Here is a 15,856-nt window from a genome sequence, read left to right on the forward strand (position 1 = left end):
CTCACGCCTCCTTGGCGGGCACGCGGCCCATGGAAGATCCGCCGAGGGCTGCGAAGTCGTAGCCCGTCTCGGCGTGTTCGGATTCATCGGCGCCGAGGGACTCGCCCTCGTCGTCGATGCGCAGGCCCACGGTGTACTTGACGATGAGCGCCACGATGGCTGTTCCCACCAGAGAGTAGAGCAGGACCGCGCCCGCACCGATGAGCTGAGCCCACAGCTGCGACGCGCCGCCGCCGTAGAACAGTCCGGCGACACCGGCCGGGGCCTCCTCGGTGGCGACGAAGCCGACCAGGATGGTGCCGACCAGACCACCGACCAGGTGGACGCCCACGACGTCGAGCGAGTCGTCGTAGCCGAAGCGGAACTTCAGGCCGACCGCGAGGGCGCAGAGCACACCGGAGACCACGCCGATGACCAGCGCGCCGAGGATGTTGACCGAGCTGCAGGCGGGGGTGATGGCCACCAGGCCGGCGACGATGCCCGACGCGCCGCCGAGGGAGGTGGCGTGACCGTCGCGGATGCGCTCGGTGAGCAGCCAGGCGAGCATCGCGGCCGCGGTGGCGGCGATGGTGGTGACGAACGTGGCACCCGCGATGCCGTTGGAGCCGACGGCGGAGCCGGCGTTGAAGCCGAACCAGCCGAACCACAGCAGGCCCGCGCCGAGCATGACGAAGGGGAGGTTGTGCGGGCGGAACGGCGTCTTCGGCCATCCCTTGCGCTTGCCGAGGATCAGAGCGAGCACCAGACCGGCCGCACCGGCGTTGATGTGGACCGCGGTACCACCGGCGAAGTCGATGGCCTCGACCTTGTTGGCGATCCAGCCGCCCGTCTGCGTGGTGACCTCGTCGAAGGAGAACACCCAGTGCGCCACGGGGAAGTAGACCAGGGTCGCCCAGAGTGCGGCGAAGAGCATCCACGGTCCGAAGCGCAGACGGTCGGCGACCGCACCGGAGATCAGGGCCACCGTGAGGATGGCGAACATGGCCTGGAAGGAGACGAACACCGTGGCGGGGATGGTGCCCACCAGCGGGATCGCCGCGTCCACCAGGGCGCCGGCCTCGTCCTCGCCGGCCAGGTAGGTGCCGCCGATCAGGCCCTTCAGGCCGAAGAACTGCAGGGGATCACCGACGATGCCGGCCTTGTCCTCGCCGAAGACCATCGAATAGCCGTACAGCACCCACAGCACGCCCACGACACCCATCGCGGACACGCTCATCATGATCATGTTCAGGACGCTCTTCGCGCGGACCATGCCGCCGTAGAAGAACGCCAGTCCCGGGACCATGAGCAACACGAATGCTGCGCTGGTCAGCATCCATGCTGTGTCACCGGTGTCGGGTGCACCGATTACGGGGAAATCCACCTCGAGCCTCCTCCTTGTACCTCGGCCCAGCCGACGGTGGCTGAATACCTGGAGAGAAGAGTGCTCAGTGGCTGTTTCCGCGGCGACACCACGGGGTTTCGGCCGTGTGAACGCCGCGACCGATCATGTTGCGAACGTGTTGCGCGACGGCGTCCCGGGCCGGACCCCGGGCCGAACGCACGCCGATCAGCCCAGCAGAGCGTCCACGAACGCGGCCGGATCGAAGGGTGCGAGGTCGTCCGCGCCCTCCCCCAGCCCGACCAGTTTCACCGGTACGCCGAGCTCGCGCTGCACCTGGAAGACGATGCCGCCCTTCGCTGTTCCGTCGAGCTTGGTCAGGACCACACCGGTGATGTCGACCACCTGCGCGAACACGCGGGCCTGCGCCAGGCCGTTCTGACCGATCGTCGCGTCGAGGACCAGCAGCACGTCGTCCACCGGGGCCCTCTTCTCGATGACCCGCTTGACCTTGCCGAGTTCGTCCATCAGGCCGGTCTTGGTGTGCAGGCGACCCGCCGTGTCGACCAGCACGCAGTCGACTCCGTCGGCAATGCCGCGACTGACAGCATCGAACGCCACCGCAGCGGGATCCGCCCCCTCCTTGCCCCGGACCACGTCGGCGCCGACGCGCTCCGCCCACGTCTGCAACTGGTCCGCGGCGGCGGCGCGGAAGGTGTCGGCCGCACCCAGGATCACGCGTCGGCCGTCGGCGACCAGGACGCGGGCGAGCTTGCCCGTCGTGGTGGTCTTTCCCGTTCCGTTGACACCGACGACCAGGAGCACCGACGGTCGATCACCGTGCGGGAGCGCGCGGATCGAGCGATCGAACGACGGCGTGAGCTGATCGATCAACACCTCGCGCAGCAGGGCGCGGGCCTCGCTCTCGGTCCGGACGTTGCGCACGGCCATCTGCTCGCGCAGGGTGGCGACGATCTCGCCGGTCGCCGCGCTGCCGAGGTCCGCGACCAGAAGCGTGTCCTCGACCTCCTCCCAGGAATCCTCGTCGAGGTCGCCGCCACCGAGCAGGCCCAGGAGCGAGCGGCCGACGGCGTTCTGCGAGCGCGAGAGTCGGCCCCGCAGCCGGTGCAGCCGCCCCTCGGTGGGATCGATGTCGTCGAGCACCGGTGCGGCCTCGGGCGCCGGCGCCGGTGCAGCGGGAGCCTCGGGTGCAGCGGGGGCCTCGGGTGCCTCGGGTGCGGCGGGGGCCTCGGGTGCAGCCGGAGCCTCGGGTGCGGCCGGAGCCTCGGGCGCCGCGGCGGGTTCGGGCAACGTGACGTCGGTGATCCCGCGCTTCGGCGCGTCGCGCGGCACGCTGGCGTCGTCGCCCACCCGCGGCTGGTCGTCGGTGTCGGTGCGCTCCCCCGGAAGGTCCGGCCGAGCGGGTTCCCGACGCACCGGCTCGGGAGGAGCCGCCGTGCCGCGGGAGAAGTCGAAGCCCGTACTCGCCTTGTACCCGCCGGAACGGTCGACCTCCCGCGGCTTCTCCTCGGTGTCACCGCGGAGCGAGATCCGTCGACGGCGCGCCAACACCGACCCGACGACGAGCACGACGACGAGAAGTGCCAGGACAGCGGCTACGACGATCCAGAGTTCGGTGGTCACGTCCACCAGTGTCTCAGGACGGCCGCGCCCCGAGGTGTCTCAGGGTGTCAGCCGGCGGCGCGGGGCAGACGTTGCGAGATGACCGTGGTGATGCCGTCGCCGCGCATGCTCACCCCGTACAGCGCGTCCGCGACCTCCATGGTCGGCTTCTGGTGCGTGATGACGATCAGCTGCGATTTCTCCCGCAGCTGCTCGAAGAGGGAGATCAGGCGTCGGAGGTTGGTGTCGTCGAGCGCCGCCTCCACCTCGTCCATCACGTAGAACGGGGACGGGCGAGCCCGGAAGATCGCGACGAGCATCGCCACCGCCGTCAGCGACTTCTCCCCGCCGGAGAGCAGCGAGAGCCGCTTGACCTTCTTGCCCGGCGGCCGGGCCTCGACCTCGATGCCGGTGGTGAGCATGTCCGACGGGTCGGTCAGCACCAACCGTCCCTCGCCGCCGGGGAACAGCGTGGCGAACACTCCGACGAACTCCCGCTCGACGTCGGCGTAGGCGTCGGTGAACACCTGCAGGATCCGTGCGTCCACGTCCGCGACGACCCCCAGGAGGTCCTTCCGCGCACTCTTGACGTCCTCGAGCTGAGTGGAGAGAAAGTTGTAGCGCTCCTCGAGCGCGGCGAACTCCTCGAGCGCCAACGGGTTCACCTTGCCCAGGGTCGCCAGATCCCGCTCGGCCCGCTTGACGCGGCGTTCCTGCTCGGCGCGATCGAACGGCAGGGGCGCCGGACGGGTCACCTGCTCTCCCCGTTCCTTCGCCTGCTCGTACTCGGCGAGTTCGAGGTCGGTGGGCGGCAGGGTGACGTCGGGCCCGTACTCGGCGATCAGGTCGTCGGGAGCGATGGCGAACTGCTCGACGACGCCCTGTTCGAGCTGCTCGATCCGCAGCACGGCCTGCGCCTTGGCCACCTCGTCCCGATGCGCCGCGTCGGTCAGCTCCGCGACCCGGGCCGCCAGGGCGCGGACCTGCTCGCGGGTGCGCTCGACCTCGGCCGCGCGGTCGGTGCGGCGACGCGTCAGCTCGTCGCGGGTGGCGGCAGCATCGGCGACGACGAGTTCGAGCCGCTCCGTGAGGGCGGCACCGGACTCCGCCACCGCGGCGGCGACGGCGGCCGAGCGGGCCCGCCGCGCCCGGGCGACCTCGGCGCGGGCGCGGGCCTCGCGCTCGATCCGCGCCTGACGACGCAGGCCCTCCGCCCGGCCCCGCACGGACGCGGCGCGTTCCTCCGCCGTCCGCAGGGCCAGTCGTGCCTCGACCTCCACCGCGCGCACCTCGGTGACGGCGGCGGCTGCCTCCTCGCGGGCGAGGGCCCACTCCTCCCCGGCGTCCCCGTCGTCCCCGTCACCGGCGGCGTCGTCCTCGGCGAGCCGCACCCGTTCCTCGTGCTCGGCGAGCGCGGCCGCGGCCTCGTCGCGCTGCTCCTCCACCCGCCGACGCTGCTCGCGGAGGCGATCAACGTCCTGCTGCGCCACCCGGGCGACCTGACCGAGCCGGCCGAGCTGCTCGTAGACGGCGGACATGGCCGCGTCGGACTCGGTGAGGGCGGCGAGTGCCTGCTCGGCGACCTCCCGGCGGTCCGCCTGTTCGGCGAGCGCGCCGGACAACGCCGCCAGTGCTTCCCCGACCCGGCGCTCGTACTCGGCCAGCTCGGCCGTGGACTCGTCGATGGTGGCCTGGACCTCGAGGGAACTCGGCCGGCGATCGGAGCCGCCGGTGACCCACCCGTGGCCGAGCAGGTCGCCCCGCCGGGTGACGGCGCGGGCGCGGGGATCGGTGTCGACGACGGCGGCCGCCTCGGCTGCCGTCTCGACGATGCGGACGTCCGCGAGCAGCGACGCGACGGCCCCGCGGACCGCGTCGCCGGCGGTCACGACGGACAGTGCCGACACCCCCGGCACGGTCCCGTCGTCCTGCCCGTCGCGTCCCGCCCCGGAACCGTCGGTCGACGACGCGGTGCGGTGGACGATGGCCGCGCGGCCCCCGTCGTCGTCGCGCAGGACCCGCAGCGCTTCGTGGGCGCGGTCGCCGGACGAGACCACGACGGCGTCCGCGCCGGCACCGAGCGCGGCGGCCACGGCCACCTCGTACCCGGCCGCGACGGTGAGATGGTCGCCGAGCCGTCCGCCGTCCGCCAGGCCTCGGTCGGCCAGCCATGCGCCCCCGTCGCCGCGGTCGAGCGTGGTCTCGAGGGCCTCGATGCGGGCGCGCAGCGACGCGACGCGGTGCGCGGCCTCCCGCTCCTGCGCCTGCAGTTCGGCCACGCGCGCGTCGGCGCGCGCCGCGGCGTCGACGGCACGCTCGTGCTGCAGGTCCAGCCCGGCTTCGCCGGCATCGAGCTCGCCGACGCGGTCCTGCACGGTCTCGAATTCCGTGCGGGCCTCGTCTCCGCGCGACGTCGCCTCCTCGATGGCGGCCGAGAGTCGGGTCAGCTCGGCGTCGTGGGACTCGACCCGCGCCCGCAGACCGTCGAGGCGGCCGGCCAAGCGCGCCAACCCTTCGCGGCGGTCGGCGACGGCCCGCACCGCGGCGGCGTGCGCACGGTCGGCGTCGGCGGCGGCGGCCTCACGCTCGGACAACGCGTCCCGGGCGGCGTCGAGCGCCTCGCGCGCGATCTCGACGGCCTCCGCGAGCCGCTCCTCTTCCTCCGCCATCTCCTCGGCGCGCTCGTCGAGTTCGTCGGGATCGGGCCCGCCGCGATCGTCCGCCGCGCCGTCGAGATGGCGCGCCCGCTCGGTGGCGATGCGCACCGTGGCGCTCACCCGTTCCGCCAGCGCGGAGAGCTCGAACCACCCGGCTGCGGCCGCCTCGGCACTGGGGGTGAGCTGGGCCAGTTCGGCTTCCGCTCGCGCGAGGACCGCCTCGCCCTCGGCGAGCGCGTCGGCGACGGCGGCCTGCTCGGTGCGGATGCGGTCCTCGTCGCGGGTCTGTTCCGCCAGTTCCCGACGCCGGGTCACCAGATCGTCCGCCGCGAGACGGAGGCGGGCGTCGCGCAGATCGGCCTGCACGGTCTGCGCCCGGCGCGCGACCTCGGCCTGCCGACCGAGCGGCTTGAGCTGGCGACGCAGTTCGGTGGTGAGGTCGGTCAGCCGAGCGAGGTTGGCCTGCATCGCATCCAGCTTGCGAAGCGCCTTCTCCTTGCGCTTGCGGTGTTTGAGGACACCGGCGGCCTCCTCGATGAAGGCACGGCGGTCTTCCGGCCGCGACTCGAGAATGGCGGCGAGACGGCCCTGGCCGACGATGACGTGCATCTCACGGCCGATGCCGGAGTCGCTGAGCAGCTCCTGGACGTCCATCAAGCGGCAGGAAGATCCGTTGATCTCGTACTCCCCGGCCCCGTCGCGGAACATTCGCCGCGTGATGGAGACCTCGGAGTAGTCGATCGGCAACGCACCGTCGGCGTTGTCGATGGTCAGCGTCACCTCGGCACGCCCCAAGGCCGCCCGGCCGGACGTGCCGGCGAAGATGACGTCCTCCATCTTCCCGCCGCGCAGGGCCTTGGCGCCCTGCTCACCCATCACCCAGGTGAGGGCGTCGACCACGTTGGACTTGCCGGAACCGTTGGGCCCGACGACGCAGGTGATGCCCGGCTCGAAGCGCAGGGTGGTCGCGGACGCGAAGGACTTGAAGCCCTTGAGCGTGAGACTCTTCAGGTGCACGGCTGCCTCGGCCCCGTGTCCCGTACGGCAGCGCGCACGCGCGTCGGGTACGCGGATTCGGTCGGAGGCACGGCTGAGCAGCCTACCGCTCGACGAAGCCCGACAGGCCGCCCCGCGCGGGACCGCGGCTGTCCACCACGGTGGTCACCGAACCGGGCGTCGCGTCGGACCGCAGCGCGGCGAGCAGCGCGTCGAGTCGATCGCTCGGCCCCTCCGCGACCACGTGCACCCGGCCGTCGGCGGTGTTGGTGGCCGAGCCGACCAGGCCGAGTTCGAGCGCCTGGGAGCGGGTCCACCACCTGAAGCCGACGCCCTGGACGGTGCCGTGCACCCAGGCGTCGAGACGCTGGTCCTCCGCCGACGGGCTGCTCATCCGTCGACCGCCACCGTGAGGTCGATCTCGGTGCCGGCCTTCAGGGTGCGTCCGACGGTGCAGACCTTGTCGACGGCCTTGGTGACCACGGTGAGCAACCGCTCCTGCGCCTCGGCGTCCAGCTCGCTGAGATCGACCTCGAGGATCTCCTCGAGCCGCGGGTAGACCTCGTTCTCCCGGTCCGCGGCACCCGAGACGCGCACGGTCGCGTCGTAGTTCTCGCCGAGTCGACGCGCGAGGGGCCGATCCGAACTCATCCCGGTGCATGCGGCGAGCGCGATCTTCAGCAGCTCGCCGGGGGTGAAGACGCCGGGGACGTCCTCGGACCCGATCAGCACCTCCGCCCCGCGGTCGCTCTTGCCCGTGTAGCGGCGGGTGCCGGTGCGCTCGACCCAGAGTTCAGCCATGGCCCGATCGTAGGGGGTGGTCAGATCAGCTCGCGTCGGGTCATCCACCGCATGATCGGCCAGCCGAGGAATACCGGGATCCAGCACGTGAGCACCCGGTAGAGCAGAACCGACGGCACGGCCACCGCCGCGGGGAGTCCGAAGGCGGCGAGGCCGCCGATCAGCGCCGCCTCCACCGCACCGACGCCGCCCGGCGTGGGTGCGGCCGAGGCCAGGGTTCCGCCGATCATCGTGACCACCGTGACGGTGACGAAGGTGGTGCCGCCGCCGAAGGCCTGCACACTCACCCAGAGCGCCGCGGCGGCACCGAGCGTCGTGGCCGCGCAGCCGGCGACGATGAGGGCGAATCGGCCGGGGCTGCGCGCCAGCTCCCGCAGATCCGCCCACACCTCGGCCAGTTGCGGCCGTACCGCCGTCCGGAGGAATCGCCGGAGCGTGGGGACGAACAGGAAGGCGCCGAGCGCGCCGAACGCGACGCCGGCCACGAGATAGAGGATGGTCGCGCCGGGAACGAAGCGCGTGATGTCGGCCGTCTGGCCCGCCGCCACGGAGAACGCAACGAGCAGCGTGACGTGGGCGATGACCTGCACCAGCTGCTGTAGCGCGACCGCCGCGGTGGACCGCGCCACCGACACGCCGCCCTTCTGCAGGAACCGCACCGAGAGGGCGAGCCCGCCGACGCCTGCCGGGGTCGTGGTCGCGGCGAACGTGTTGGCCACCTGCATGACCGTCGTGTGCCAGTAGCTCACGAGCCCGCTCGCACACGCCCACAGAGCGGCCGCGGCTCCGAAGTACGTCGCGCCGGAGATCACGAGTCCCAGTGCGGCCCAACCCCAGTCGATCGACCGCAGTTCCGTCGCGAAGGTCGGCAACTGCCCGACGAACGGATACGCCACGTAGACGAGCGCGATGAGCAGGACCAGCTGGATGATCTGGTTACGGGAGAACCGGGTGACCTGCTCGGCGGTGATGGTGCCGATGCCGGTCCGCGCGGCCACCGTGTCGCGGGTGGCGGTCATGAGGGCCTTGGCGTCCGGGACCTCGTCCCGGACGAGGCGGGGTATCGCCGACGGGGTCAGGCGGCGCGACGCCCCCACCACGTCCGTCGGGCCCAACCTGTCCAGGGCGGCGTCGACGGCGGCGTCCGGGCCGACCAGGGCCGCCGAGGTCAGAAGCAACTGCGCGGCATCGGAGCGCAGTCGCGCCGGGGACGCGCCCAGCTCGGCGGTGCCGAACCCGTCCAGCAGCGCGGTGCCGTCGACGTCGATCCGGACGTCGGACGCGCGCAGCGAGCCGTGGGCGATCTGCCGGGCACGAAGGACGCCGAGGGTCCGCCACAACGCGACGACGTCTCGGTCGCGTCCCGGTTCGAGTGGACGACCGCGGGCCACGCTGTGGGCGTAGAGGACCCAGCCGCGGCCCAGGTCCGCCACCGCGGTGGGGGTGATGGCGGACACACCGAGCGCGTCGACGGCGATGCCCATGAGCGCGCGGTGTTCCACCGCGCGGCGCTGCGAGGCGTGCAGCGGAGCGTTCTCGTTGGGCCGAAGGGTCACGATGCGTCGGGCGTACCGGAGCGCGCCCCGGCTGCGCTGGTTGGGGCCGAAGAGTTCGACCACGGCGCCCGGGCCGGCGGCGCCCGTGTCCGCGGACAGCAGCAGCGGACCCAGGCCGGCGGGGCGCAGGACGGTCAGCGCGGAGACCGACACGCCGCGGCGTTCCAGTTCGCGGACCGCACGGTCGAGCGGCACCTCGAGGGCCGGGGTCCCCACCACCCACACCACCAGTGACCCGGCGAGCCAACCGACCGAGAGGCCGATCAGCGACCGGGCGGGAACCACGGTGCTGACCACGAGGTGGATCGGGACGAACGCGAGGAGCAGGAACCACCAGGCCCGACGCCACCGAGCCGGCAGGCCGGGCCCCGACACGGTGAGCACGGCGGCCACGATGGCAATCCATCGCGGGTCGTCGAGAACCTGGGAGGCGAGAGTGTCCAGCCGGGTGGATTCGTCGATGTGCCAGCCGGGCGCGGAAATGCCACTGGGGCTGATCGAGAGCGACAGCGCCGCGAGCGCCGCCGCGGCGAGGTACCCACCGAGCAGACGCCACCGCCGTGCCGCGACCAGGCCGGCGAGCACCGTGAACGGCAACGCGAGAATGGCGATGCTGTAGACGAGGTAGACGGCGTTGGACTGGCTCGGGGTGAGAACGCCGACGATGTCGGAGATCGACCGCTCGAGGGCCATCCACTGGCTGCGCGTGATCACCGACCCCACGATCACGAGGCCGAGGAACACGGCGGACGCGACGACCCGCAGGATGTCGCTCGTACGACGGGTCAACGGTTGCAACACGTTCCCGTGCACCGGGATCTGGCGTCCGTCGACCAACACGCTGGTCAACCTAACCCGGGCGAGCGCCTCGAAGCCGCAGGCAGGCAGGTCAGACCTGGAACCGGTAGCCCATCCCGGCCTCGGTGAGCAGGTGCCGGGGATGCGACGGATCCGCTTCGAGCTTGCGACGGAGTTGGCCGAGATAGACACGGAGATAGTGCGTTTCCGACTCGTACGCCGGCCCCCACACCTGCCGGAGCACCTCCTTCTGGCTCACCAGTCGTCCACGGTGCCGCACGAGCATCTCGAGCATCCCCCACTCCGTCGGCGTGAGGTGCACTGCCGCGCCGTCCCTGGTGACCGTCTTCGCCGTGAGGTCGACGGTGAACGAGTCGGTCTCCACCACCGGCTCCGCATCCCCCGACGCGCCGACCGCCCCGCGACGGACCGCCGCCCGCAGGCGCGCGAGGAACTCGTCCATGCCGAACGGCTTGGTCACGTAGTCGTCCGCGCCGGCGTCCAGGGCGTCGACCTTGTCCGCCGAATCGGTCCGCGCCGAGAGCACCACGACCGGCACCGTCGTCCACCCCCGCAGTCCGGCGAGCACCTCGAGCCCGTCCAGGTCCGGCAGTCCGAGATCGAGCACCACCACGTCCGGCTTGGTGTCCGCCGCCGCACGCAACGCTCCGGCGCCCGTGGTCGCCGTCGTGACGTCGTACCCACGGACACCGAGGTTGATGCGCAGCGCCCGCACCAGCCCCGGCTCGTCGTCGACCACGAGCACGCGCGTACGCGGCGGCGCGTCGCCGGCCGCGGAGGACTGTCCCGAGGTCACGGGTCCATCATGGCCGAACCGGGGACGGGAACCGGACTCGTTTGCGCGTTCCTTACGCGCGTCGCACCCGCGGACGCGGCTGACACCCGGGACAGCTGAACGACGAGCGGTTCATGAACTTTTCCCGCCGGATGGGTGCGCCGCAACGCGGGCACGGCAGGCCCTCCTGCCCGTAGGCCGCGAGGGACCGATCGAAGTACCCGGACTGACCGTTGACGTTGACGTAGAGCGCATCGAACGACGTTCCGCCCTGGGCCAGGGCCTCCCCCATCACGGCGTGGGCGTGGTGCAGCACCCGCCGCAGGGCCGGCCGGGTGAGCGAATCGGTCAGACGGGCACCGTGGATCTTGCTGCGCCACAACGACTCGTCGGCGTAGATGTTGCCGACGCCCGAGACGACGGTCTGGTCGAGCAGGGCACGTTTGATCTCGGTGTGCTTGCCGCGCATCGTCGCCACCACCTGCTCGACGTCGAACAGCGGATCCAGCGGATCGCGCGCGATGTGCGCGACCGGCGCGGGCACCGGGGTGCCGCCGGAATCGACCAGATCCGCCACGGCCCACCCACCGAAGGTCCGTTGATCGACGAAGCGCAGTTCGCGGTCGTCGCCGAGGTCGACGCGGATGCGCAGGTGCTTCTCGGCGGGCGCGCTGGTGGGCTGCACGAGCATCTGCCCGCTCATACCGAGGTGGACCACGATGGCGTCGGCGCGCGCGAGGTCGCCGCCGGGGGGCGCGACCACCAGCCAGAGATACTTGCCGCGCCGATCGACCGCGCGCACCTCGGTTCCGGCGAGCCGGGCCTCGAGGTCCAGGCTGCCGAGCTCGTGCCGCCGCGCCGCGCGCGGATGAAGCACCTCGACGCGGTGCAACACGGAACCGACGACGTGATCGTCCAGACCACGCCGTACGACCTCGACCTCGGGCAGCTCGGGCACCGGCGGGTCAGATCCCGGGGGCGGTCGGCGCGGTACCGACGCCGCCCGCGGGCACCGCCGCGGCCCCGTCGGACAGGTCGTTCCACGCGGTGCCGGCAGCGCGTTGCTCGGCTTCCTTCTTGGTCCGGCCGACACCGGTACCGAAGGGGGTGCCGCCGACGAGAACCGTGGCGGTGAACTCCTTGTCGTGGTCCGGCCCGGTCGCGGAGATCTCGTAGACCGGCACACCCAGACCCTTCACCGCGGTGAGTTCCTGCAGGCTGGTCTTCCAGTCGAGTCCGGCACCCAGACGTGGACCACGCTCGAGCAGGTCCTCGAACAGGCGCAGGACCACCTCGCGTGCCGTGTCGATGCCGTGCTGGACGTGGATCGCACCGAGCAGGGATTCCATCCCGTCGGCCAGAATGGACGGCTTGTCCCGTCCGCCCGTCATCTCCTCGCCCTTGCCCAGGCGCAGGTGCGCACCGAGGCCGCCGTCGCCGAGCCCGCGGGCGACCTCGGCGAGGGCGTGCATGTTGACCACGCTGGCGCGGATCTTGGCCAGCTCGCCCTCGGACTTGTCCGGGTGCGTGGTGTACAGCTTCTCGGTGATCGACAGCCCCAGCACCGAGTCACCGAGGAATTCGAGGCGCTCGTTGGTGGGCAGACCCCCGTGCTCGTACGCGTACGAACGGTGGGTCAGCGCCAGTTCGAGAAGTTCGGGGTGCACCGAAACGCCGAGAGCGGCGAGAAGCGATGCGTGCTCGCTCTCACCGCTCTCGGGCGACGGCGTCGTGATCTGGTCGGTCACGATCGATGCTCGATCAGACAGCCGCGGAGACCTGGCGACCCTTGTAGGTGCCGCAGTTCGGGCACACCGTGTGGGGCAGGGTCTTCTCGCCGCAGCCGCGGTTGGGGCACGAGATCAGCGTGGGTGCAGTGGTCTTCCACTGGCTGCGTCGCGAACGGGTGTTGGACCGCGACATCTTGCGCTTCGGGACAGCCACTTCTACTTCTCCTCGTACTCGGTCTTACTGCGTTGTCGGACGTGCTGCCCTGTCGGGAGCACTGCTTGTCGGTGCTGGTCGCACGGGCGCGCAAAACGCCTGCGGACCTAGGTATCGGAGCTCTGATCCTGCAGCTTGGCTGCCAGACCGGCCCAGCGAGGATCAATTGTCTCATGCGCATGCCCGGGTTCCGCAATCGACAGGCGGATGCCGCATTCCGGGCACAGCCCCTGGCAGTCCTCGCTGCACAGCGGCCGGAGCGGCAACGTGAGACCCGCCACGTCGACGATCAGCGGCTCGAGATCGGCCGCGTCGTCCTCGACCCGGTAGACGTCGTCCGCGTCCGTCGTCTCGTCGGTCACGCTGTCGGGATACGCGAACAGCTCGGTCAGGTGGAGCTGGACGTGCGAGGTGAACGGCTCCAGGCAACGGGAGCACTCGCCCACGGTGTCGGCATCGACGGTGCCGCTGACCAACACACCCTCGGTGACGGACTCCAGCCGCAGATCGAGGTCGAGGTCCGCCCCCTCCGGCACCGCGATCAGGTCGAGCCCGATCCGCGACGGAGCGGGCACCGTACGTTGCACCGGCATCATCGATCCACCACGCCGTCCGAGACGACGGGTGTCCACCACCAGCTCCGAGACGGGGCCAGTGGAACGGGAACGAGCGGCGGAAGACAACGAACGACCTTTCGAGAACAGAAGTACAGGAGCCTGCCGCACGGGCGGTGCGGGCAACCACTCCACGGTACGGGAGCGAACCGCCCCGTTCAACTTCGGTCGCGTCGGAGAGGGCCTCGTCGACTCAGTAGCGGGAACGCGACTCGCCGCGCGGGGCGGAGAAGTCGGCGTCGTAGTTCGGCACGCCGGTTCCGGTCCGCAACTGCTGCCGTCCCCGTCCCACCGAACGGAGCGTGCCGGACAGCAATTCCTCGAACTCGGCGAGCTTGCTGTCGACGTAGAGGTCGCATTCGCTGCGCAGGCGGTCGGACTCGGCGTGCGCGGCGTCGATGACGCGAGCGGATTCGGCGTGGGCCGCCGTCACCACCTCGGTCTGCGACACCAGGCGTTCCTGTTCCGCGACACCGTCGGCGACGGACCGCTCGTACGCGGCGTTGCCACTGTCGGTGAGCCGCTGGGCCTCGGCCCGCGCGCGTTCGACCAGGTCCTCGTACTCCCGCTCGCCGTCGGCGACGGTCGCATCGGCTCGCGCGGTCGCGTCGGCGACGAGGGACTCGGCGTGCGCGGTGGCCTCGGCGACCATGCGATCGGCGTGCGCCTTGGCGTCGGCGAGCAGCCGATCGGCCTCCTCGCGCGCGTTCTCGACCGTCGACGTCGCCTCGGCGTTGGCCGACGAGATCGTCTTCTCCGCACCGGTCCGCGCGTCCGACACCAGCTTGTCGCGGTGGTCCAGCACGTCCTGCGCGTCGTCGAGCTCACCCGGGATCGCGTCCCGCACGTCGTCGAGCAGTTCGAGGACGTCGCCGCGCGGCACGACGCAGCCGGCGGTCATCGGAACGCCCCGCGCTTCCTCGACGATCGCCACGAGCTCGTCGAGCGCCTCGAATACCCGGTACACGGTTCCTGGACCTCACTTCGTCGTCGGTGGCCGGTCAGCGTCGCGGCGGTCCTCCACGGGACCACCATCGACCGGCCTGCTCACCCAGTGTGCGCGATGGTCGTCGGCGGACGCGCCATCTGCGGCGGTGTGTCGGGGGGTCAGGCCCGCTCGGCCAGGCGGGTGAGCAGCCGCTCGTGCACGACGGAGGGCACCATGGACGTGACGTCGCCGCCGAGTCGTGCAATTTCCTTGATGAGGGAGCTGGACAGGCAGCTGTGCACCGGGTCGGTGCCGAGGAAGACGGTGTCCACGCCGGTGAGGCGGCGGTTCATCTGCGCCATCTGCACCTCGTAGTCGAAGTCGGCCGCGTTGCGCAGGCCCTTGATCATCGCGGTGGCACCGTGTTGCGCCGCGTAGTCGACCAGCAGCCCCTCCCACACGTCCACGCGCACGCCGGCGAGGTGGGTGGTGCAGGCGTCGATCATCTCGACGCGCTCGTCGATCGTGAACAGTCCACTCTTGTTCGGGTTGACCACCACGGTCACCACGACCTCGTCGAATTGCGTTGCCGCGCGGGCAATCACGTCGAGATGACCGAGATGGACAGGATCGAACGAGCCGGGGCACACGACGCGGGTCACAGCGGCGAAGGTATCAGTCGGCGCTCTGCTCCACCTCGCGACGCTCCACCTCTCGACGCGCCAGGTCCACGCGTGCTTCACCGTAAGTCCAGGACTTCACCGCGGACAGCCCGCTCGGCCACGCGGTGTCCGGGGATCTGCTCGACCGCTCGACCACCACGAGGGCGTCGTCGGCGAGCCATCCGCCGTCGACCAGGCGCCGCAGAGCCGTGCCCACCTCCGCGTCGGAGACGGCGTAGGGCGGGTCCGCGAAGACCAGGTCGTACTCGCGATCGGGCGGCGCCGACACCGTCCCGGCCACCGTCGCCGTGCGGACGACGGCGCCCGGCAGCCCGACGGTGGTCACGTTGCGTGCGATCACCCGCGCCGCGCGGGCGTCGTTCTCCACCAGGAGCACGTGCGCGGCTCCGCGCGAGAGCGATTCGAGGCCCACCGCGCCCGACCCCGCGTAGAGGTCGAGCACGGCGGCGCCGTCGAGATCCATGCGCGCCTCGAGAGCGCTGAAAAGCGCCTCGCGCACCCGGTCCGCCGTGGGCCGAGTACCGCGCGGCGGCACCGCCAGCGTGCGCCCGCGGGCGTGGCCGGCGACGATGCGGGTCACCTCAGTTGGGGTCGGTGGTGTCGCCGACGGCGATGACGGCGATGAGGTCGCCGCCTTCGACGCGAGCCACCCCGGACAGGGCGATGCGAGTGATGGTGCCCGACCGTGGTGCGGTGACCGCGGCCTCCATCTTCATCGCCTCGATCGTCGCCACGGTCTCTCCCGCCGCCACACTGTCGCCCTCCTTCGCCACCAGGGTGACGACCCCGGCGAACGGCGCGGCGAGATGCGACGGATCGCTCTTGTCCGCCTTCTCCGTGGTGGGCGCCTCTGCCGAGATCGACCGGTCCCGCACCGACACCGGACGCAACTGCCCGTTGAGGATGCACATCACCGTGCGCATCCCCGCCTCGTCCGGTTCACTGATAGCTTCGAGTCCGATCAGCAACTCCACCCCCTTCTCGAGCTTCACCCGGTGCTCGTCGCCCTGGCGGAGCCCGTAGAAGAACTGGTTGGCCGACAACCCGGAGGTGTCCCCGTACTTCTCGCGGTGCTCGGCCAACTCCTTCGCCGGGCCGGGGAAGAGCAGGTGGTTGAGCCGATCCCGCCGCTCGGCCGA

Annotated in this window: 15 protein-coding genes; all 15 read right to left on the reverse strand. The window is 71.4% G+C overall.

Annotated elements, in window-relative coordinates:
• Position 1: 1 nt before the first annotated feature.
• Entirely contained in the window at positions 2 to 1,315 is a 1,314-nt protein-coding gene (locus BMZ18_RS16425; protein WP_206027492.1) for an ammonium transporter, read from the reverse strand.
• Positions 1,316 to 1,549: 234 nt separating this feature from the next.
• A complete protein-coding gene (gene ftsY, locus BMZ18_RS16430) occupies positions 1,550 to 2,974 on the reverse strand; it encodes a signal recognition particle-docking protein FtsY (protein ID WP_139204005.1) in 1,425 nt (474 codons plus the stop codon).
• 38 nt (positions 2,975 to 3,012) lie between these two features.
• Positions 3,013 to 6,618, reverse strand: a complete 3,606-nt coding sequence (gene smc, locus BMZ18_RS16435; RefSeq protein WP_068364481.1) for a chromosome segregation protein SMC — start codon at positions 6,616 to 6,618, stop codon at positions 3,013 to 3,015.
• An 82-nt stretch (positions 6,619 to 6,700) separates the two neighbouring features.
• On the reverse strand, positions 6,701 to 6,991 hold the full coding sequence (locus BMZ18_RS16440; RefSeq protein ID WP_068364478.1) for an acylphosphatase: 291 nt from the start codon (positions 6,989 to 6,991) through the stop codon (positions 6,701 to 6,703).
• Positions 6,988 to 7,398, reverse strand: coding sequence for an OsmC family protein (locus tag BMZ18_RS16445; RefSeq protein WP_068364474.1), 411 nt, complete (start codon positions 7,396 to 7,398; stop codon positions 6,988 to 6,990). Before BMZ18_RS16445 ends, BMZ18_RS16440 begins: the two co-directional genes overlap by 4 nt.
• A 20-nt stretch (positions 7,399 to 7,418) precedes the next feature.
• Complete coding sequence (locus tag BMZ18_RS16450; protein ID WP_068364471.1) at positions 7,419 to 9,794, reverse strand: lysylphosphatidylglycerol synthase transmembrane domain-containing protein; 2,376 nt, start codon at positions 9,792 to 9,794, stop codon at positions 7,419 to 7,421.
• A 49-nt stretch (positions 9,795 to 9,843) separates the two neighbouring features.
• The gene (locus tag BMZ18_RS16455; RefSeq protein WP_068364469.1) at positions 9,844 to 10,569 is read right to left on the reverse strand and encodes a response regulator; all 726 of its coding nucleotides are present in this window, start codon (positions 10,567 to 10,569) and stop codon (positions 9,844 to 9,846) included.
• A 52-nt stretch (positions 10,570 to 10,621) separates the two neighbouring features.
• Complete coding sequence (gene mutM, locus BMZ18_RS16460; protein ID WP_068364466.1) at positions 10,622 to 11,506, reverse strand: bifunctional DNA-formamidopyrimidine glycosylase/DNA-(apurinic or apyrimidinic site) lyase; 885 nt, start codon at positions 11,504 to 11,506, stop codon at positions 10,622 to 10,624.
• A 7-nt stretch (positions 11,507 to 11,513) separates the two neighbouring features.
• Positions 11,514 to 12,296, reverse strand: a complete 783-nt coding sequence (gene rnc, locus BMZ18_RS16465) for a ribonuclease III (RefSeq protein WP_068364464.1) — start codon at positions 12,294 to 12,296, stop codon at positions 11,514 to 11,516.
• A gap of 13 nt (positions 12,297 to 12,309) precedes the next feature.
• Positions 12,310 to 12,492: a 50S ribosomal protein L32 gene (gene rpmF / locus BMZ18_RS16470; protein ID WP_068100609.1), complete on the reverse strand. Its 183-nt coding sequence runs from the start codon at positions 12,490 to 12,492 to the stop codon at positions 12,310 to 12,312.
• 107 nt (positions 12,493 to 12,599) lie between these two features.
• Complete coding sequence (locus BMZ18_RS16475; protein ID WP_068364461.1) at positions 12,600 to 13,127, reverse strand: YceD family protein; 528 nt, start codon at positions 13,125 to 13,127, stop codon at positions 12,600 to 12,602.
• A gap of 172 nt (positions 13,128 to 13,299) precedes the next feature.
• Positions 13,300 to 14,073, reverse strand: coding sequence for a DivIVA domain-containing protein (locus BMZ18_RS16480; protein WP_068100606.1), 774 nt, complete (start codon positions 14,071 to 14,073; stop codon positions 13,300 to 13,302).
• A 140-nt stretch (positions 14,074 to 14,213) separates the two neighbouring features.
• On the reverse strand, positions 14,214 to 14,696 hold the full coding sequence (coaD, locus tag BMZ18_RS16485; RefSeq protein ID WP_068100603.1) for a pantetheine-phosphate adenylyltransferase: 483 nt from the start codon (positions 14,694 to 14,696) through the stop codon (positions 14,214 to 14,216).
• Between the two features lie 13 nt (positions 14,697 to 14,709).
• Complete coding sequence (gene rsmD / locus BMZ18_RS16490; RefSeq protein ID WP_068364455.1) at positions 14,710 to 15,297, reverse strand: 16S rRNA (guanine(966)-N(2))-methyltransferase RsmD; 588 nt, start codon at positions 15,295 to 15,297, stop codon at positions 14,710 to 14,712.
• A 1-nt stretch (position 15,298) separates the two neighbouring features.
• On the reverse strand, positions 15,299 to 15,856 hold a 558-nt coding region (locus tag BMZ18_RS16495; protein ID WP_342028311.1), incomplete at its 5' end, for a biotin/lipoyl-containing protein.

This window comes from Rhodococcoides kroppenstedtii (assembly GCF_900111805.1).
Taxonomy (GTDB): domain Bacteria; phylum Actinomycetota; class Actinomycetes; order Mycobacteriales; family Mycobacteriaceae; genus Rhodococcoides; species Rhodococcoides kroppenstedtii.